This window comes from Thiohalomonas denitrificans (genome assembly GCF_900102855.1).
GTDB classification, from domain to species: Bacteria; Pseudomonadota; Gammaproteobacteria; order Thiohalomonadales; family Thiohalomonadaceae; genus Thiohalomonas; species Thiohalomonas denitrificans.
Map to the genome: position 1 here is coordinate 63,911 of NZ_FMWD01000008.1, position 18,650 is coordinate 82,560.

General features: G+C 61.8%; 16 protein-coding genes. 6 read left to right on the forward strand and 10 right to left on the reverse strand.

The window, feature by feature from the left end; all coding sequences use genetic code 11:
- Positions 1 to 4 precede the first annotated feature (4 nt).
- The 3 genes from glmU to BLP65_RS12990 all read left to right on the forward strand — a co-directional run bounded on the left by glmU (position 5) and on the right by BLP65_RS12990 (position 3,766).
- Positions 5 to 1,378 (forward strand): bifunctional UDP-N-acetylglucosamine diphosphorylase/glucosamine-1-phosphate N-acetyltransferase GlmU, encoded by a 1,374-nt coding sequence (gene glmU / locus BLP65_RS12980; RefSeq protein ID WP_175452570.1) that lies wholly within the window; start codon positions 5 to 7, stop codon positions 1,376 to 1,378.
- Between the two features lie 132 nt (positions 1,379 to 1,510).
- The gene (gene glmS, locus BLP65_RS12985; RefSeq protein WP_092998029.1) at positions 1,511 to 3,343 is read left to right on the forward strand and encodes a glutamine--fructose-6-phosphate transaminase (isomerizing); all 1,833 of its coding nucleotides are present in this window, start codon (positions 1,511 to 1,513) and stop codon (positions 3,341 to 3,343) included.
- Positions 3,344 to 3,442: 99 nt separating this feature from the next.
- Positions 3,443 to 3,766 (forward strand): c-type cytochrome, encoded by a 324-nt coding sequence (locus tag BLP65_RS12990; protein ID WP_092998032.1) that lies wholly within the window; start codon positions 3,443 to 3,445, stop codon positions 3,764 to 3,766.
- A gap of 39 nt (positions 3,767 to 3,805) precedes the next feature.
- Here the strand turns inward: BLP65_RS12990 and BLP65_RS12995 are convergent, their stop codons facing one another.
- The 10 genes from BLP65_RS12995 to def form a co-directional block, all read right to left on the reverse strand.
- On the reverse strand, positions 3,806 to 4,129 hold the full coding sequence (locus BLP65_RS12995; protein WP_092998220.1) for a tetratricopeptide repeat protein: 324 nt from the start codon (positions 4,127 to 4,129) through the stop codon (positions 3,806 to 3,808).
- A gap of 249 nt (positions 4,130 to 4,378) precedes the next feature.
- Positions 4,379 to 4,969, reverse strand: a complete 591-nt coding sequence (locus tag BLP65_RS13000) for a class I SAM-dependent methyltransferase (protein WP_092998035.1) — start codon at positions 4,967 to 4,969, stop codon at positions 4,379 to 4,381.
- Positions 4,970 to 5,175: 206 nt separating this feature from the next.
- The gene (locus BLP65_RS13005) at positions 5,176 to 6,630 is read right to left on the reverse strand and encodes a TrkH family potassium uptake protein (protein WP_092998038.1); all 1,455 of its coding nucleotides are present in this window, start codon (positions 6,628 to 6,630) and stop codon (positions 5,176 to 5,178) included.
- Positions 6,631 to 6,725: 95 nt separating this feature from the next.
- Positions 6,726 to 8,099, reverse strand: a complete 1,374-nt coding sequence (gene trkA, locus BLP65_RS13010) for a Trk system potassium transporter TrkA (protein WP_092998041.1) — start codon at positions 8,097 to 8,099, stop codon at positions 6,726 to 6,728.
- A 243-nt stretch (positions 8,100 to 8,342) separates the two neighbouring features.
- Positions 8,343 to 9,707, reverse strand: a complete 1,365-nt coding sequence (locus BLP65_RS13020) for a sigma-54-dependent transcriptional regulator (RefSeq protein ID WP_092998222.1) — start codon at positions 9,705 to 9,707, stop codon at positions 8,343 to 8,345.
- Positions 9,708 to 9,836: 129 nt separating this feature from the next.
- A complete protein-coding gene (locus BLP65_RS13025; protein WP_092998047.1) occupies positions 9,837 to 12,023 on the reverse strand; it encodes a sensor histidine kinase in 2,187 nt (728 codons plus the stop codon).
- Positions 12,005 to 12,565 (reverse strand): DUF4390 domain-containing protein, encoded by a 561-nt coding sequence (locus BLP65_RS13030; protein ID WP_092998050.1) that lies wholly within the window; start codon positions 12,563 to 12,565, stop codon positions 12,005 to 12,007. The genes BLP65_RS13025 and BLP65_RS13030 overlap by 19 nt, the downstream gene beginning before the upstream one ends.
- On the reverse strand, positions 12,562 to 13,869 hold the full coding sequence (rsmB, locus tag BLP65_RS13035; RefSeq protein ID WP_092998053.1) for a 16S rRNA (cytosine(967)-C(5))-methyltransferase RsmB: 1,308 nt from the start codon (positions 13,867 to 13,869) through the stop codon (positions 12,562 to 12,564). The genes BLP65_RS13030 and rsmB overlap by 4 nt, the downstream gene beginning before the upstream one ends.
- The gene (gene fmt / locus BLP65_RS13040; RefSeq protein WP_092998056.1) at positions 13,862 to 14,809 is read right to left on the reverse strand and encodes a methionyl-tRNA formyltransferase; all 948 of its coding nucleotides are present in this window, start codon (positions 14,807 to 14,809) and stop codon (positions 13,862 to 13,864) included. Before fmt ends, rsmB begins: the two co-directional genes overlap by 8 nt.
- Before the next feature lie 161 nt (positions 14,810 to 14,970).
- A complete protein-coding gene (gene def, locus BLP65_RS13045) occupies positions 14,971 to 15,474 on the reverse strand; it encodes a peptide deformylase (RefSeq protein ID WP_092998059.1) in 504 nt (167 codons plus the stop codon).
- 144 nt (positions 15,475 to 15,618) lie between these two features.
- Between def and BLP65_RS13050 the strand changes: the two genes are divergently transcribed.
- The 3 genes from BLP65_RS13050 to BLP65_RS13060 all read left to right on the forward strand — a co-directional run bounded on the left by BLP65_RS13050 (position 15,619) and on the right by BLP65_RS13060 (position 18,553).
- The gene (locus BLP65_RS13050) at positions 15,619 to 16,752 is read left to right on the forward strand and encodes a LysM peptidoglycan-binding domain-containing protein (protein WP_092998062.1); all 1,134 of its coding nucleotides are present in this window, start codon (positions 15,619 to 15,621) and stop codon (positions 16,750 to 16,752) included.
- A 198-nt stretch (positions 16,753 to 16,950) separates the two neighbouring features.
- Positions 16,951 to 18,069, forward strand: a complete 1,119-nt coding sequence (gene dprA, locus BLP65_RS13055) for a DNA-processing protein DprA (protein WP_217631994.1) — start codon at positions 16,951 to 16,953, stop codon at positions 18,067 to 18,069.
- A 1-nt stretch (position 18,070) separates the two neighbouring features.
- A complete protein-coding gene (locus BLP65_RS13060; protein ID WP_092998065.1) occupies positions 18,071 to 18,553 on the forward strand; it encodes a DUF494 family protein in 483 nt (160 codons plus the stop codon).
- Positions 18,554 to 18,650: the final 97 nt, after the last annotated feature.

The window sequence follows — 18,650 nt, forward strand, 5'->3', positions numbered from 1 at the left end:
GTCAATGAGCAATCATCTGGAAGTCATCATTCTGGCTGCGGGGCAGGGGACACGCATGCGTTCGTCCCTCCCGAAAGTTCTCCATCCCCTTGCGGGCAAGCCGCTGCTCGGCCACGTCCTCGATACGGCCCGACAGCTTGAGCCGACCGGGATACACGTCGTCTACGGGTACGGCGGCAAACAGGTCATTGACACCTTCGAAGAGGAGTCTGTGCACTGGGCCGAACAGGCCGAGCAACTCGGGACCGGCCACGCCGTCGCTGCCGCCCTGCCAGGAGTCGCCGAAGAGGCCACGGCCCTGATCCTCTATGGTGATGTGCCGCTGATCGGGCCCAACACGCTTCAGCGGCTTGTAGAGGCCGTATCCGGGGAGACTCTGGTACTGTTGACAGCGATTCTGGACGACCCCCACGGCTACGGCCGCATCATCCGGGATTACAAGGGTCAGGTGCAGCGAATCGTCGAGCAAAAAGACGCCACCACCGAAGAGCGGAGTGTCTGCGAAGTGAACACGGGCATGATGGCCATGCCTGCCGCACGCCTTAAAGAGTGGCTGGGCCGTGTCGAAAACAACAACGCCCAGGGCGAGTATTACCTCACCGACATAATTGCTCTTGCTCGTGCCGACGGGGTCGCCGTGGAAGCGGTGATAGACGATGACCTCGAGGAGATATCCGGTGTTAACGACCGGGTACAACTCGCCGCCCTGGAGCGCAGCTATCAGCGTCGTCGCGCCGAGGAGTTGATGCGCAGTGGGGCGACCCTGATCGATCCGGCCCGGTTCGACCTGCGGGGGACATTACGGGTGGGCCGGGACGTCAGCATCGATGTCAATGTTGTTGTCGAGGGGGAAGTATCTCTTGGTGACGGCGTGACCATCGGCGCCAATTGCATCCTGCGGGACGCGGTGATCGAAGAGGGCACGACCGTCGAGCCGATGACCATCATCGAACAGGCCCGTATTGGACCGAACTGCCAGGTTGGTCCGTTTGCCCGCGTCCGCCCCGGCACGGAGATGGCCGCAAAGGCGAAGGTGGGCAATTTCGTGGAAGTAAAGAAGAGCCGCATCGGTGCCGGATCCAAGGTCAACCACCTCAGCTATATCGGCGATACCATCATGGGTGCCGATGTCAACGTCGGTGCCGGTACCATTACCTGTAACTATGACGGCGCCAACAAATACCAGACGAACATCGGTGATGGCGTCTTTATCGGTTCGGATACACAACTGGTAGCTCCGGTTGAAGTTGCAGATGGCGCAACCATCGGTGCCGGATCTACCATTACCAAAGATACACCGGCCGGTGAACTGACCCTCAGCCGGAGCAAGCAGATCACCATCAAGGGCTGGAAACGGCCTGTCAAGAAAAGTGGTTAGTGGCTAGTAGCGAGTGGCTAGGATAGTGTGACGTTAGGGAGAACCGTCGGGCGGGACGGCCTGGATGGTGTTTTCATCGGAACTTCGGGCTACCTTACTAGCAACTAGTCACTGAACATTAGGATTTAGAACATGTGCGGAATCGTCGGAGCAGTAGCGGAAAGGGATGTCGTTCCGATTCTCATCGAGGGCCTGCGCCGTCTTGAGTATCGGGGGTATGATTCGGCAGGGGTGGCCGTCATCGACGAGGAAGGGGTCCTGCAGCGCCTGCGACTACCGGGGAAGGTCGACGGACTGGCGGATGCCCTGAAGGGACAGGAATTGGCCGGCTATACCGGGATCGCCCATACCCGGTGGGCCACCCATGGCAGGCCCAGTGGCAACAATGCCCATCCTCACGTTTGTCGCAACACGGTGGCCGTTGTCCATAACGGCATCATCGAGAACCATGAAGCGTTGCGACGCAGCCAGCTGGCGCGGGATCACCTCTTTACCTCCGAAACGGATACCGAGGTCATCGTTCACCAGGTTCACGACTATCTCCACGAGGGGTGCGACCTCCTCGAGGCGGTGAGGAGTACCGCCTCCGATCTCGAAGGGGCGTTTGCCCTGGGCGTCGTCACCGATCGTGAACCGGACCGGCTGGTGGCTGCCCGACAGGGGAGTCCCCTGGTGATCGGCGTCGGCATTGGCGAACACTTCATTGCCTCCGACGTCGCGGCCCTGTTACCGGTCACCCGCCGCTTTATTTTCCTGGAAGAGGGCGATATTGCCGACATAACCCGCGAACGTGTGGTGATCTACGACGCTGAGGGGAACAAGGTCACCCGCCCCGTCAGGGACTCGGAGCTTTCGGCCGATTCGGTCGAGCGTGGTGAATTCCGCCACTATATGCTCAAGGAGATCCATGAGCAGCCGCGGGCTATCGCCGACACGCTGGAGGGTCGCATCAGCGCGGGACGGCTCCTCGAGGCCAGTCTGGGCCATGAAGCCGGCGCCGTTCTGGACCAGGTGCGCCGCATCACCATCGTAGCCTGTGGCACCAGCTATCACGCCGGGATGGTGGCCCGCTACTGGTTCGAGGGTATCGCGGGCGTGCCGTGCAGCGTCGAGGTCGCCAGCGAGTTCCGCTATCGGGAGCCGATTCCCGAAGACGGCAATCTGCTGGTGCTGATGTCCCAGTCCGGCGAGACGGCCGATACGCTGGCGGCTCTCCGGGAGGCTCGGCGCACCGGATTTGCCGACTATACCCTGGCGATTTGCAATGTTCCGGAAAGTTCGCTGGTGCGTGAGACCGACCTGGTGCTCATGACCCGGGCCGGCCCCGAAATCGGTGTCGCCTCCACCAAGGCGTTCACCACGCAGTTGGTATCTCTGCTTTTGCTGGTGATTGCCGTCGGCCGCCGGCACCGCCTGGCACACTCCGGGCAGGAGGAGTCAATCGTTGCCGCATTGAAGCAACTCCCGGGTCAGGTGGAGCGCGCCGTCGAACTCAACAGCCAAATCGAAGTCATGGCCGGGCACTTTGCGGAAAAGCGCCATGCCCTGTTCCTCGGCCGTGGCCCCCACTTTCCGGTGGCGATGGAGGGAGCGCTCAAGCTCAAGGAGATCTCCTACATCCATGCCGAGGCCTATCCGGCGGGCGAGCTCAAGCACGGTCCACTGGCATTAGTGGACAGCGAGATGCCTGTCATTACTGTGGCGCCCAACGACTCCCTGCTGGAGAAGCTCAAATCCAATCTGCAGGAGGTGCGGGCCCGGGGCGGTGAATTGTTCGTTTTCGCAGGCAAGGGCATTCACATGGACAACGGCGATCACGTGCTAGAGCTCGATGCGGTCGATGCGGTCACCTCGCCCATACTGTACACGGTGCCCCTGCAGCTGTTGGCTTACCACGTCGCTGTACTCAAGGGCACCGACGTCGACCAGCCGCGCAACCTGGCGAAGTCGGTTACGGTGGAGTGAAACCGGATGAAATGTCCGGCGGGCGAGCCATACTGACAAAAAAAAAGCGAAGGGATTCTGCTGAGGGGTCTGACACCCAACCCACGAAAGGAGTGAACCATGACCGGAAAGCTTACCAAAATGCTGGCTGTCGTCGGTCTGAGCGCAGCCTTCGCGGCGCCGGCCTTCGCAGCCGACGGCCAGGTCTTGTACGAGACAAAGGGCTGTGCGGCCTGTCACGGTGCGGACGGCAATACACCTACGGCACCCATTTACCCTAAACTGGTGGGCCAGCCGGTGCAGTACCTTGTCACACAGATGACGGACATCAAGAGTGGTGCCCGGAATAACGGCATGACGGCGGTTATGAAGCCCATCATGGCGAATGTGAGCGAGGCAGAGATTGCCGTGCTCGCCCAATGGCTCTCCGAGAAGGGGGAGTGATGGCCTGAAGAAAGGAGGGGCCGGCGTTCGCCGGCCCTTCTACTGTTCTCCCCCGGACGATTTCTCGAGACGTTTGAGGAATACCCCCATCTCTCTGGCAGCTTGCACATCTCCCTTCTGTGTTGCCACTTCGATGCCGCGCCGAAAGGCCTGGGCAGCCTCGTCAGTGTGCTTGGCTTGCACCTGGGCACGGCCCAGCAGTTTCCAGGCTGCGGAGTATTCGGGGTCCTGTTCTACCGCCCGTTGCAGATGCTCGGCGGCACTGTCGAACTCTTTTTCGTTCAGGTAGGCCTTGCCCAGTCCAAAACGAAGCATCGGATTGTCCTGGCCGCTGGCCAGCATGCGTTCGAGGTTTTCGATGATGGTCGACACGTTGAATCCTCCCGAGTGCGTCTGCGTTAATCCTGGATGAGCGTGCCTAGGAGCCTGTCGGACTTAACACGGATCTAGTGCGGAAAAGCCGGATTTGGCCATATTTTTCGATCTTTCTCGTTAAATAGACCCACTCGGCTTTGGCTCCTGCGTCGCTCTAACGACTGCGTCCATGCAGTCGTATTCGCCTCGAAAGATCGAAAAATCTGTCTCAAACCGGCTTCCCCTCGCTACGATCGGTCAAGTCCGACAGGCTCCTAGCGGCTTCACCGCGACCAGCATGGCTTCATCCCGAAAGCCCCGGTCGAGCCGTCCCAGGCGGCCCTCCTCCCGATAGGCGACCACGCGCAGATCCGGGAACAGCGCCAGCAGTTCGTTTGGCGCCAGTCGGAAGGCATCCCGCCCCGGTCCGGCTTCGCTCACCCGTTCCCTGGTATAGGTCTGATAGAACAGCAGGCCACCGGGTTTCAGGGCCGCGGTCAGGTGCGGCGCCAGCGAGCGCTCAAGGTAACGGCTGACTACGATGACGTCGAACCGGTTGGCCGGAGGCGGTTCGCGCACCAGGTCGCGGACTCCGGCCTGAAGGGCAAGTCCGTCGGTGGCGGCCCGTAATCGCTGAATGGCGACCGCCGAAATATCCCATGCAGTCACCTGAAGTCCTTTTTGCGCAAGAAAACGGGCATTCCCGCCCAACCCGCAAGCCACGTCCAGCGCCTCGCCCCGTTCCGGCAGGAGATGCGCAAAATCCATCAATACACGGGCAGGGGCCGCCTCTGCTGCATCGGCATCGCGGTAGCGGGCGTCCCATTTGGCGCGGGGATCATCAGGCATGACGGTTTAAACCACTGCGGACACGAACAAACTGTATGGGGGGACCGGGAGCTTTTTGCAAGCACTATCCCCTGCTGCGCACGCCTAAAAAGAACTGGAAATCACGGGGACTAACCCGGTAAAACAGATTGTCCGATCTTTTTCCCCGTGCGCTCCGTGGTGGAATCCCTTTCTCTGTGTTCTCAGTGGTTAAAAGGTCGAAAAAATCACTTCCGCCAAAAGGCAGGCGTAAGCAGGACCAGAAGTGTGAAGATCTCGAGCCGCCCCAGGAGCATGGCGAAGCAAAGCAGCCATTTGGCGAAGTCGCTGATGTTGCCGTAGTGGGCGGCAACATCGCCGAGGCCGGGGCCGAGATTATTCATGCTGGCGGCGACGGCGGAGAACGCGGTGACCTGATCCAGCCCGGTGAACATCAGCAGCAGAAGAAGAATGGCGAAGATTGCCACGTAGGTGGCGAAAAAGCCCCATACCGATTCCACCACCCGACTGGGGAGCGGCTTTCCCCCTACCTTGATGGTGATAATGGCATGGGGGTGGATCAGGCGAAGGATCTCGCGTAGCCCCTGCTTGATCAGCAAAAGAAAACGAATCACTTTCATGCCGCCGCCAGTCGAGCCGGCGCAGCCCCCCACAAAGCTGGCAAACAGCAATACCACCGGCAGAAAGCCCGGCCATTGGCTGTAGTCGGCGGAGGTGAAGCCGGTGGTGGTGCCGATGGACACCGCCTGGAAGACGCCGTGTAGTACCGCCTGCGAGGCATTTGGAAAGACTTCCGCCAGGTAGAGATAGGAGGAGGTGATGACGGCCAGGGCACCCAGCACGATGGCATAGGTGCGAAACTCGGCATCCCGCAGGTAGGGGCGCAGGTTCAGTGATCGCCAGGCGAGGAAATGCAGGGCGAAATTCACCCCCGATGCCAGCATGAAAATGATGGCGATCATCTCAATGAGCGGCTTGTCCTGGAAGAAGCCCATGCTGGCGTCGTGGGTTGAAAAACCGCCAATCGCTACGGTGGAAAAGGCGTGCCCCACGGCGTCGAAAAAGCTCATTCCCGCCACCCAGTAGGCCAGCACACAGGCAACGGTCAGCCCCAGATAGATGTACCAGAGGGCCTTGGCGGTTTCGGTGATGCGCGGGGTAAGTTTGTTGTCCTTCATCGGGCCCGGGGTTTCGGCCCGGTAGAGCTGCATGCCACCGACGCCGAGCATCGGCAGGACTGCCACGGCCAGCACGATGATCCCCATGCCGCCAAGCCACTGCAGTTGCTGCCGATAATAGAGCAGCGAGGGTGGCAGGTGATCAAGGCCGGTAATCACCGTGGCCCCGGTGGTGGTGAGCCCCGAGATGGACTCGAATACCGCATCGGTCACCGACAGGTTGGGCTCGGCACCGACAGCGAAAGGGAGGGCGCCGAACGTTCCCAGTACGCTCCAGAACAGTACAACCACCAGGAAGCCGTCGCGCAGCCGCAGATCCCGGCGGATATTCCGTACCGGAAGCCAGAGCATGATCCCGGTGGCAAGAGTGAGGCCGAAGGCAAGCAGAAACGACTCGTAGAAGCCGTCACCAAACAGCAGTGAGACCACTACCGGTGGCAGCATGGTCGTGGAGAAGAGGGCCAGAAGCAGGCCCAGAATGCGCTGAACGACAGTAAATTGCATGGGTCAGGGGCGAGCAGCGGGAAACGGGATTCGAGCCGCCGCGCCCGGCGGCGTGGCCGGGCGGTCCACAAGTACCGAATCTCGACCCGCGTAGTTCACAGGAAGGTGATCCCCACCTGGAACAGCTGTTCGACGTCGGGGATACGGCGCTTGTCGATGACGAACAGAATGACATGGTCTTCCGATTCGATCACCGTGTCGTGGTGGGCTATGACGACTTCATCGCCCCGCACGATCGCACCAATGGTGGTGCCATGCGGCAGACGGATCTCCTCGATCGCCCGACCCACCACTTTCGAGGAACGTCGATCGCCGTGCGCCACTGCCTCGATGGCTTCGGCTGCGCCTCGACGCAGGGAGTGCACCATGGCCACATCACCCCGGCGTACGTGGGCGAGCAGGGAGCCGATGGTCGCCTGCTGGGGTGAGATTGCGATATCGATATCGCCACTTTCGACCAGATCCACATAGGCGGCCCGGTTGATCAGGGCCATGACCTTGCGCGCCCCAAGCCGCTTGGCGAGCATCGACGCGAGAATGTTGGCCTCGTCATCATTGGTCATGGCGCAGAACACATCGGTTTCTTCGATGTTCTCCTCCAGGAGCAGCTCCTCGTCGGCGGCATCGCCGTAAAGGACGATGCACTTGTCGAGGGCTTCGGAGAGATCCCGGGTACGGGCCATGTTGTGGTCGATGAGCTTGACCTGATACTTGTTTTCCAGCGCCATCGCCAAGCGTTTGCCGATATTGCCGCCGCCGGCCACCATGATCCGTTTCACCGGCTTTTCGAGGCGGCGCAGTTCGCTCATTACTGCCCGGATGTCCTTGCTGGCGGCAATGAAGAAGACCTCGTCGTCCGCCTCGATAACGGTCGTGCCCTCCGGGATGATGGCCCGGTCGCGGCGATAGATGGCCGCTACCCGGGTCTGCACGCCGGGCATATGGTCGCGCAGGGTGCGCAGCTCGTGGCCTACCAGTGGACCGCCATAATAGGCCTTGACGCCCACCAGCTGCACCTTGCCCTCGGCGAAGCCCAGCACCTGCAATGCGCCGGGATGGGCGATGAGCTGGACCACGTAATTGGTGACCAGCTGTTCGGGGCTGATCAATACGTCGACCGGAATCGCTTCGGGCGTGAACAGTTCGGGGTTTTGAAGGTACTGCTGGGAACGGACGCGGGCGATTTTGGTGGGGGTATGGAACAGTGAATAGGCGACCTGGCAGGCCACCATATTGGTTTCATCCGAGTTGGTGACCGCGATGATCATGTCCGCGTCTTCGGCCCCGGCCCGGCGCAGCACCTCGGGATGCGAGCCGCGACCCGCTACCGTGCGCAGATCGAGACGGTCCTGCAAGCCCTGCAGACGTTTGCCATCGACATCGATCACGGTGATATCGTTGGCTTCGCTGGCCAGGTTGTTCGCCAGTGATGAACCCACCTGACCGGCACCGAGGATGATGATCTTCATGCTTCACATTCGCCGCACCCGGGAAGTACGCATTGTAGCGCGCACCTGAGGTAGTAGCGAGTGGCTAGTAGCTAGTTGCTAGTTGCTAGTTGCTAGTTGCTAGTTGCTAGGCGGTGGGGTTTACTCTTGTAGACTCGCCACTCGCCACTCGCCACTCGCCACTCGCCACTCGCCACTCGCCACTCGCCACTCGCCACTCGCCACTCGCCACTCGCCACTCGCCACTCGCCACTCGCCACTCGTCTATTCCACCTGCTTCGGGTCGATCCCCAGTGTCCGCAGTTTGCGATAGAGGTGGGTGCGTTCGACGCCGGCGTGCTGGGCGGTCTGATTTACGTTGCCGCCATATTCCCGCAGCAGGTGTTCGAAGTAGGTGCGTTCGAATTGCTCGCGCGCCTGACGAAGGGGCAGGTCGAAGGCGACCCCCACTGCGGGGGACGAGGCGTGCTTTGCGCTCCCGAGTGCAGCATCCACCTCATCGGCATCGACCTGACTGCTGTGACCCACGATCAGTAGACGCTGGACGAGATTCTTCAGCTCACGGACGTTTCCGGGCCAGGCGTAATGGCGCAGCCGGTTCTGCGCGGAGACCGAAAAATCCCGGTAGGGCAGATTGTCCTGACTGACGAAGTAGTCCACGTAGAAATTCAGCAGTTCGGGGATATCCTCGGCATGCTGGCGCAGGGGTACGACCGTTAGCGGCACTACATTGAGCTGATAGTACAGGTCGTTACGGAAGCGTCCCTCGGCGATTCGCTGCTCCAGGTCGTAGCGCGTGGCGGCGACGATGCGTACATCCGTCTTCACCGGTTCGCTGCCGCCGATGCGTTGATAGCGGCCCGTTTCCAGGGCTCCCAGCAGCCGGGCCTGTGTGGCCACGTCCATATCGCCGATGTCGTCGAGAAACAGTGTGCCGCCGCTGGCCTGCTCCAGAAGCCCGTACTGGACATGCCCCTCCTCTTCCCCGCCGAAGAGTTCGACCGCCGGATTGTCCCCCAGTAGCGAGGCCACCCCGACGTCGACGAAGGGGCCGCGACGACGCGGGCTCGAGTCATGCAGATAGTGGGCGAACAGGCTCTTGCCGGAACCCGGTTCGCCGCTGATGAGCACCGCCGTGTCGTGCTGGGCAATGCGGCGAACCTGATTGATGAGCCGGCGCATCGCTTCGCTCTTCCCGACCGGTTCGGTAACCGGCTGCGCCTGGCGCTTGAGGCCGGCGTTTTCCCGGTAGAGATTGTAGGCTTCGAGCGCCCGCTGCACGGTCACCAGCAGCTTGGCGAGCGACAGCGGCTTTTCAATAAAATCATAGGCCCCCAGGCGGGTCGCCTCTACAGCGGTCTCCACCGTGCCATGCCCGGACATCATGATGATCGGGGTACTGCCGTCCTCCTCCTCCTCTTTCCACTCCTTGAGCAGAGAGATGCCGTCGATTCCCGGCATCCAGATGTCGAGCAGGACCAAATCGGGACGGCGGACGCGCCGCAGCCGGCGCGCCTCTTCCCCGGACTCGGCAGTGGCCACCTCATAGCCCTCGTCCTGGAGGATTTCCTGTAGCAGGGTACGAATGTCCGGTTCGTCATCGACGACCAAGATATATGCCGAAGCCATTGCCATCCTGTTGTCAGTTCCTGAAAAAGCAAAATTCATCGTACCACCGAGCATTCGGGTCTTGTCATTCAACCAGTGTGGCTTTCACGAAAACCGCGACGCCCTTTGCGATGCAATCCTGTTGACCGGTCAGGAAGCAAGGGCGTCGGTTTGCCGAATCGGCAGGCGAATGCTCACGCTCACGCCCCGGGGTTGCGTGTTCTCCACGCTCAACATGCCCCCGTGCTCCTCGATGATCTTCTGGACAATCGCCAGTCCTAATCCGGACCCCTTTGGTTTGGTGGTGACATAGGGTTCGAAAAGCCGTCCCAGCAGTTCTTCGGGAATCCCCGGGCCATCATCAGTAAGGTCTAGCTGTGCGAACCGGCAGCTGTCACTGCCGGGGCAGGATGTGGCGACGGTAATCGTCACGGGGTGCACATCGCTGCCGGCCTCAATGGCATTTTTGATGAGATTGTGGAGGACCTGGCGCAGACGCCCGGCATCGGCCTCCACCGGCAGCAGCTCCCGGTCCAGCTTGAGTCTGATGGTGGCATGGCCACCTCGGTAGAGTTCCACCACCTCGCTGACCACGGCATTGAGATCGAGGGGTCGGAAATCCATCTCCGGCGTGTGGGCGTATTCGGAAAAGGAGCGCACCATGGTTTTCATCGCCTCTACCTGCTGGATGATGGTGTGGGTGGCACGGTCCAGCAGGTCGGCCTCCTCGACCGACATTTCCTTGAGGTATTTGCGCCGCAGACGCTCCGCCGAGAGCTGGATGGGGGTGAGCGGATTCTTGATTTCGTGGGCGAGCCGACGGGCCACCTCCGCCCAGGCGGCGTTTCGCTGCGCCTGGATCAGGGCAGTGACGTCATCAAAGACGATAACGTGCCCACCCTGGATGTCGCCCACCCCGGGTAGCGCCGAGCCCCGGCACATCAGTACCTGTCGGCCATTGCTGCCGAATAGCACGACTTCAATGCGCCAGTCGCCGGCCGGCTCGTTTAGCCGCGGCAGAAGGGACTCCACCAGCGATTCCAGTGCCGGGTGGCGCTCGCGCAGTTCGACGAAGGGTCGCCCGAGTAACGGAGCCAACTCAACCCCCAGGATGTGTCCGGCGGTGGCATTGGTGGTACGCAGCACCAAATTGGTATCCACGGTCAGCACTCCCGAGGAGAGGTGGCCGAGGACGGTCTCCAGGTAGCTGCGCTGCTCCTCGGCGTGTTGCTGGCTCTTGTGCGCCTCATCCCGTGCCAGCGCGATCTTGCGCGTCATCTCGTTGAATGAGCGCACCAGGAAGCCGAGCTCATCCCGTCCGGGCAGCGGTAGTTTTTTGTCGTAATCGCCGGCGGCCACCGCCCTGGTGCCTTCCACCAGGTCGGAAATGGGCGCCACCAGTCGTCGTGCCGCGAAAAAAGCCGCCCATACGGCCGTCAACAGGGACAGCAGGAGAACCAGCGACAGCGTCAGGATGAAGCTGTACTTGAGCGGCTGGCGCAGAAAGGACAGCTCCCGGTAATCGGCGAACGCCGATTGTACCGAGTCGGCCAACTCGCTGACCTGTCCGGGGACCGAAAACAGGGCGTGCAGAGCGCGCTTTTCCCCGGCAGGGTGACTCTTGGGTACGCGAACGGCAATGCGCACCTGCAGCCCGCCACCCTCACTCACCGGCTCCAGGGCGGCAAAATCCTCTCCCTGGCGCAGTTGCAGCAGGATCGCTGAATTGGGAATGGCGGGGACCAGTTCCGCCGGCTCCGCGCTGCTGCTGGAAATCACCGTGCCGTCGAGGGTCAGCAGGGTCAGTTCCAGCGCCTCGCTCGCCGAGCGGAGCTCGTATAGACGCAGGGTGGCATCGGAAGAGGCTACCGGACCGAGAGTCTCAGCCATCTGGCGACTCTCCCGCAGCAGTTGGCGCACGCGACCTTCGAGAACGGTGCGACCCATATCCAGAGCGTCGCCGAGGGCCTGCTCGACGCGGACATCGAACCAGCTGTCGATGCCGCGATCGAGAAACTGGAGTGCGAAATAGTAGACGACTGAAACCGGGGCAACCGCGAGAGAGACGAACATCACCACCAGTCGGACCGTCAGCCGGGAACCCGGTGAACGCTGCCTGTACTGGACGACCAGTCGCCATAGATGACGGAGGATCAGCCCGACCAGCAGTATCAGTGCGGCGATATTGACTGCCAGCAGCAGTGAATAGAGCTTGTCGAAGGTAGCCGAGTTCTGGGTGGCGCCACTCATCAGGTAGAGTGAAGCCAGCAGCAGCGTGAATAGCAGCGCTACCGGGCGGGCCCCCGAAAAGAGGCGTTTCAGGGGCTTAAGGTGCATTCGTACCAGTCACTCGACAGGCGCCACCCGGGTGTCACGTAGGCGAGAGGCCGCAGCGGCGACGGTAGAGATTCGATGTCCAGCCGTGACCGGAGTTGCACTTCGTAGCTGGCATCCGGTTCGATCAGGTTGGCATCCAGGAGTGGTAGTCCGCGGATATGTCCGACCGCGTCCGCCGTTGAGGAGAGCGTGGGGTAGGCGTAGAGGGCGCCGCTATTGAGATTGCTGAGCAGGTACTGGTCGGAAAGGGCGTGGTATTGGATCTCGAAACGCTGTTCCAGTGAGGCCACTTCGGAGTCATACCACCACCAGGGACGCTTTTTCTCCACCTCGATATCCAGAACCAGTACCAGCGGGACACCGTTCTCCAGGGCCTCCAGCGCCTTGGAAGAGAAGCGATAGTCGACCTCGGCATCGAGCAGATAGACGCCTCCCTCGAGCCGGGTCTTGGCGTCCTGAACGACAAAGTCGTCCTTTGCAACGGCCGCTGATAGTGGCAGCAGGGAGACCAGCAGTGCGGAGAGCCAGCGCTTCAACATCATTTCATCGTTTTGCTCAGACGCGCGTAATAGAAGCCATCCATTCCGTTCTCGCCCGGCAGTATCTGGCGTCCTACCGCTGCCGCCCTTCCCCACGCGGCGCTAATCGGTTCTTCAACGGCATCATCACGCGACGCCAGAAAAGCGGCGAGCTGACGATCGTTTTCATCGCGTAGCAGCGAACAGGTGGAGTAGACAAGCATACCGCCTGGACTCAACAGGGGCCACAGTGCCTCCAGTAACCTCCGCTGCTCCTGCACCAGGGCATCGATGTCGCTGGGCCGGCGCAGCAGTTTGATATCCGGATGCCGGCGGATCACCCCGGTCCCCGAGCAGGGGGCGTCCAAAAGGATGCGGTCAAACGGCTGTCCGTCCCACCAGGCATCGGGCGCCCCCGCATCTCCCGCTGCCACCTCCGCGGAAAGCCCCAGACGGCTGAGGTTTTCCCGGACCCGTTGCAGCCGCGCCGCATCCCGATCCAGAGCCACCACGCGGGCCTCGGGTACGAGCTCGAGCAGGTGCCCGGTCTTGCCGCCGGGAGCGGCGCAGGCATCGAGAATCCGTTCGCCTGCAGCGGGTGCGACGAGAGCGGCGGCCAGTTGTGCGGCCTCGTCCTGGACCGATGCGCTGCCCGCTTCGAATCCCGGCAGCCGATCGACGCCAACCGGCTGTTCGAGGCGAATCCCGCAGGGTGCGAATTCGGTCGCTGTAGCGCCGATATCGGCCTTTTGCAGTGCCTCGAGGTAGGCCTCGCGTGTGGTTTTCTGACCGTTCACTCGCAAGGTCATCGGCGGGCGGGCATTGTTGGCCTCTACGACCGCCGGCCACTGTTGCGGCCAATCGGCCTGCAGCCGCTGCAGGAGCCAGGCAGGGTGGGCGGTGGCGGCGCTTTCATCACCGTCCACTTTCTCCAGCAGCGCCTGGTGCTCACGTCCGGCGCGGCGCAGTACCGCATTGGTGAGACCTCGAGCCCACTCCTTTTTCAGCGCTCCCACTGCCGCCACCGTTTCGCCGACAGCGGCGTGGGGCGGCATCTCAAGGATCAGCAGCTGATAGAGCCCCACCAGCAGGAGGGCTTCCACTTCCCGCTCCCTGGCCTTGAGCGGCCTGGAGAGCAACTGCTTCAGGATGGCATTGAGTCGCGGGTGCCAGCGAACGGTCCCGTAGGCCAGCTCCTGGGCCAGCCCGCGATCCCTGGGCGGCAAGCCATCGAGCCCCCGCAGGACGAGATCGCTGAGGGAGTGACCGGCCAATACACCGGCCACAATCCGTGCAGCACTCACACGTGGTGCCGCACCATCACTCATCGTTGAACCGCTCGTCCCGGATTTGGTGTGCATTGACGAAGTCTGCCACGTCCATGGGACGTTTGCCCGGAAGCTGTAGCCTTTTCAGTCGCAGTATGCCGTCTCCGGTGGCCACATCAATCCCGTCACGGTCGGCGGCCACTACCGTACCCGGTGCAGCATCACTGGTCGGGGCCTCGATCGTTTCCGCCTCCCAGACCCGCAGGGTATCGTCCCGCCAACGGGTCTGGGCGACCGGCCAGGGATTGAAGGCCCGTACCTGGCGCGCCAGTGCACGGGCGGGGAGCGTCCAGTCCAGGCGGGATTCGGACTTGCTGAGCTTGGCTGCATAGCTTGCCTGCGCCTCGTCCTGTGCCTCGGGTGTCAGTTGTCCGGCCTGAAGCGCATCCAGAGCCTCCAGCAGGGCCTTGCCCCCTATCGCTGCGAGCCGATCATGGAGACTTTCCGAGGTATCGTGCGGCTCGATCGGCGTCGAGCGCTTGTGCAGCATGGCGCCGGTATCCAGACCGGTGTCCATTTGCATGATGGTGATGCCGGTTTCGTCATCACCGGCCAGTATGGCCCGATGAATGGGGGCCGCACCGCGCCAGCGGGGCAGCAGTGAGGCGTGTACATTCAGGCAGCCATGCCGCGGGATCTCCAATACCTCTTCGGGCAGGATCAGGCCATAGGCGGCGACCACCATCACATCGGGAGCCAGTGCTGCGAGCCGTTCCTGCTCTTCGGGGTCTTTCAGGCTGGGCGGCTGATGAACCGGCAGGCCATGTTCCTGTGCCAGTTGTTTTACGGGACTGGCCTTCAGTTTGCGGCCGCGGCCCGCCGGCCGGTCGGGCTGCGTATAGACCGCCGTGACACGGTGCCGGGAGTCGAGCAGGGCCCGGAGCGAAGCGGCGGCGAAATCGGGCGTGCCTGCGAAGACGATATTCAGTGGTTGTGGCATTGGAATCTATGGTTATTTGCCGGGAGGGGCGACGGGCTGTCCCGGAATATGGATTAATTACCGCAAAGGACATTGAAAAACCGATCAAAACCCTTCGCGGCTTCGGCTGCTCCTGTTCAGGAGTCGCCCGAAGCCGCAAAATAGCGTGGTGAAACGCGAGTCTACATGGTTTGGCGGCGCTGTTTTTCCAGTTTCTTCTGGATACGCTGTCGCTTAAGGCTGGAGAGATAGTCGACAAAAAGCTTGCCTTCCAGATGGTCCAGTTCATGCTGAATGCAGACGGCGAGCAGACCCTCCGCTTTCATCTCGAAGCTCTTTCCGTCCCGGTCGAGCGCCCGGATCCTGACACGGTCCGCCCGCTGCACCTTTTCAAAGAATCCCGGCACCGAAAGGCAACCCTCTTCCATCTCTTCAATGCCGTCTTTTTCCAGGATCTCTGCGTTGATCAGGACCAGCGGATCATTGCGCTCTTCGGAGATGTCGATCACCACCAGTTGTCTGGCGACATTGACCTGGGTCGCGGCGAGCCCGATGCCGGGCGCGTCATACATGGTCTCGAGCATGTCGTCGACCAGTTGCCTCAACTCGTCATCGACCGACGCCACCGGTTCGGCCCGGTTTCGCAGCCTGGGGTCGGGGAAATGCAGGATGTTTAAAATCGCCATGACTAATGTTCCGGTCTGTTGGGGGTTGCTCCGGCAGACCCCGGTAACCCGATCATACTGAATTCGCCATTGTGACGCCCACACTGTCGACGCCGTTCATTTTCGGATAAACTCCGTCCAGGTTGCCTAACCGAAGGGATGTCCATGGATAACCCCACAATTCGCCTGTTGCTGCCCCTTGCAGTTGCTGCACTGCTGTATGGCTGCGCCAGCGCGCCATCGGAAATCCCGGCAGCAGCGGCGGTCGAAACCGAACCCAAGGCCGAACCCAAGGCCGAACCCGAGCCGGCCGTTCGGGCGAAAAAGCCGGAGCCGATCGCGCTCAAGCCTGACTACCCCGAGCTGTACGTAGTCAAAAAGGGCGACACATTGTGGGATATCTCCGGCCGTTTCCTCCGGGACCCCTGGCATTGGCCGGAGTTGTGGCAGCACAATCCCGATATCGAGAATCCACACCTGATCTACCCGGGGGATGTCCTCCGGCTTGTCTATGTAGACGGGCGCCCGACACTTGAAGTTCAGCGGGCCGATCCGCGGCTGCCCACAGAGCGACTCTCGCCCAGAATACGTAGCGAGGAACTCGATCGGGCCATCGCCACCATTCCCCTGGATAATATCCGCCCATTTTTGCAGCGGCCACAGATCCTCGATGAAGAGGAGTTGGAAGCCGCTCCCTACATCGTTGCTGCGGCTGACGAACACCTGATTGCCGCCACCGGTAACCGCGTTTACGTGCGCGGCCTCAGTGAGCCGGACCTGACCACTTACGTGGTGGTGCGCAAAGGACAGGCCTACCGCAACGCGGACGACAACGAGCTGCTTGGTTACGAGGCGATCCATGTCGCTGACGCCAAAATCGAGCAATTCGGCGATCCCGCCACACTGATGCTGTCCAAGTCCCGGCGCGAGGCTCTGAAGGGCGATCGGTTGCTGCCGGGCGCCCGCGAGCGCCTCAGTGCCAATTTTGTTCCGCGGGCGCCACAGGACCAGGTGGACGGGCAGATCCTTGCCGTGATCGATGGCGTTTCACAGATTGGCCAGTATCAGGTGGTAGCCATCAATCTCGGGGAGCGCGAGGGCATGGAGGCCGGCCACGTGCTTTCGATTTATCAGCAAGGCGCGAGCGTGTCCGATCCCGTCGTCGGCGGCCGTGTCACTCTGCCCGAACAGTATGCCGGCGTGATGATGGTATTCCGACCCTTCCAGAAGATGAGCTATGCGCTGGTGATGGAGGCGACTCGGCCGATACACGTACTGGACCGGGTGACCAACCCATAGTACGGGGTCCATGAAACCGAATCTTTGCACCGCAGGGAGCAGGGTGTGCCGGGGGAAGCCCGGGGATGCAGTGCACCGGTCGCAGCGAAAGCCAGGAGGTTTTCGTTGCATTGGTTGCTCCCGTTGCGGCCGCCTGTACGTTTCTCTGCGGTAGCAGGCCCGTCCCGGAATACCCGAACCACAAAGGAACTGCATCTCTTGCATGCCACCGATGACAAGGAGGAGTTGCATTACCGGCTGGCGCTGCTGCATGCGCCGGGTGTGGGTCCTGTCACCTTCTCCGACCTGCTCGGGCGCTACGGTAGTGCCGTTGCCGTTTTCCGGGAGGGGCGTGAACAGGGAGCACTCGGCACGTACCTCCGCGGGCCGGACTGGGTGGCGGTCGAACGGGACCTTGCCTGGTCCGAAGAGCCCGGCTGCCGATTGCTCCTCCAGGGCGAACCCGAATACCCTGAACAGCTTGCCGTTGTTGCCGATGCGCCTCCGGTCCTTTTCGTTCGCGGAGACGCCGCCCTGCTGAGCGGGCCGCAACTGTCCATGGTCGGCAGTCGCAATCCGACCCCGCTGGGGGCCGAAACGGCCCGAGAGTTCGCGCACCACCTGGCGGGTGTGGGGCTGACCGTCACCAGCGGGCTCGCCCTCGGCATCGATGCCGCCGCGCATCGCGGTGCACTGTCGGCCGAAGGGAGCACGGTTGCCGTCTTCGGCACCGGTCTCGACCGGGTCTATCCGGCACGGCACCGGGAGCTCGCCCATGCCATCGTCGAGGCCGGCAGCACGCTGGTGTCGGAATTCCCGCCGGGTACGGCGCCGCTGCCAGGTCATTTCCCCCGCCGCAACCGAATCATCAGCGGACTGTCTCTCGGCACGCTGGTGGTGGAGGCGGCCCCGCGCTCCGGTTCGCTGATCACCGCCCGCCAGGCCAATGAGCAGGGCAGGGAGGTGTTTGCCGTGCCCGGCTCCATTCATAACCCGTTGGCCCGGGGGTGCCATCAGCTCATCCGCGATGGTGCCAAGCTGGTGGAGACCGCACAGGACATCCTCGAAGAGCTGGCACCACAACTCGAAGCGATAGTGAACACACCACCGGCGTCGCGGGAGGCCGACAAAGCCTCCCGGGAATCGGTGCCTGAGCTGGACAAAGAACAGCTGGAGCTCCTGGTGTGCCTGGATCACAGTCCCACCAGCGTGGACCGGCTGGTCGAGCGCAGCGGATTGACGCCCGATGCGGTTTCCTCCATGCTGTTGCTCCTGGAATTGCAGGGGTACGTGGTCTCCGTCGCTGGCGGCTACGCCCGTACCGTCAAGAGAGAGTGAGATGAAACAAGACGTTTTCGAGATTCTTCTGTATCTATTCGAAAACTATGTCTACGACGATGACGGCGATCTTGAGGCGGATCGTGAAACCCTTCGTAGCGAACTGACGCAGGCCGGTTTTCGCCAGAGCGAAATCGGCAAGGCGTTCGACTGGCTGGAAGGCCTGGCAACGATGCAGGACAGTCCGGATTCCTACCCGCTGGCCAACCAGCAGTCGGTGCGTATCTACTCCGACCCGGAATGTGAGCGGCTGGACAGCGAGTGCCGGGGTTTTCTACTGTTCCTCGAACAGATGGGTGTCCTCGATCATGGCACGCGGGAGATGGTCATTGACCGGGTGATGGCCCTGGATAGTGATGACAGCGATCTCGATCAACTCAAGTGGGTCGTGCTGATGGTGCTGTTCAACCAGCCCGGCCAGGAGGCCGCCGTGGCCTGGATGGAAGATCTGGTGCTGGATGAAATGGCGGGCTTGCTGCACTAGACTCCGTCGTTGGGATCTGCTTGCAATGCCCGCTGCCGCGGGCATTGCTGTTTAGGGCTCAAGGAAATCCCGGTTGGGTTCAGCAAGCCCCGAGAGG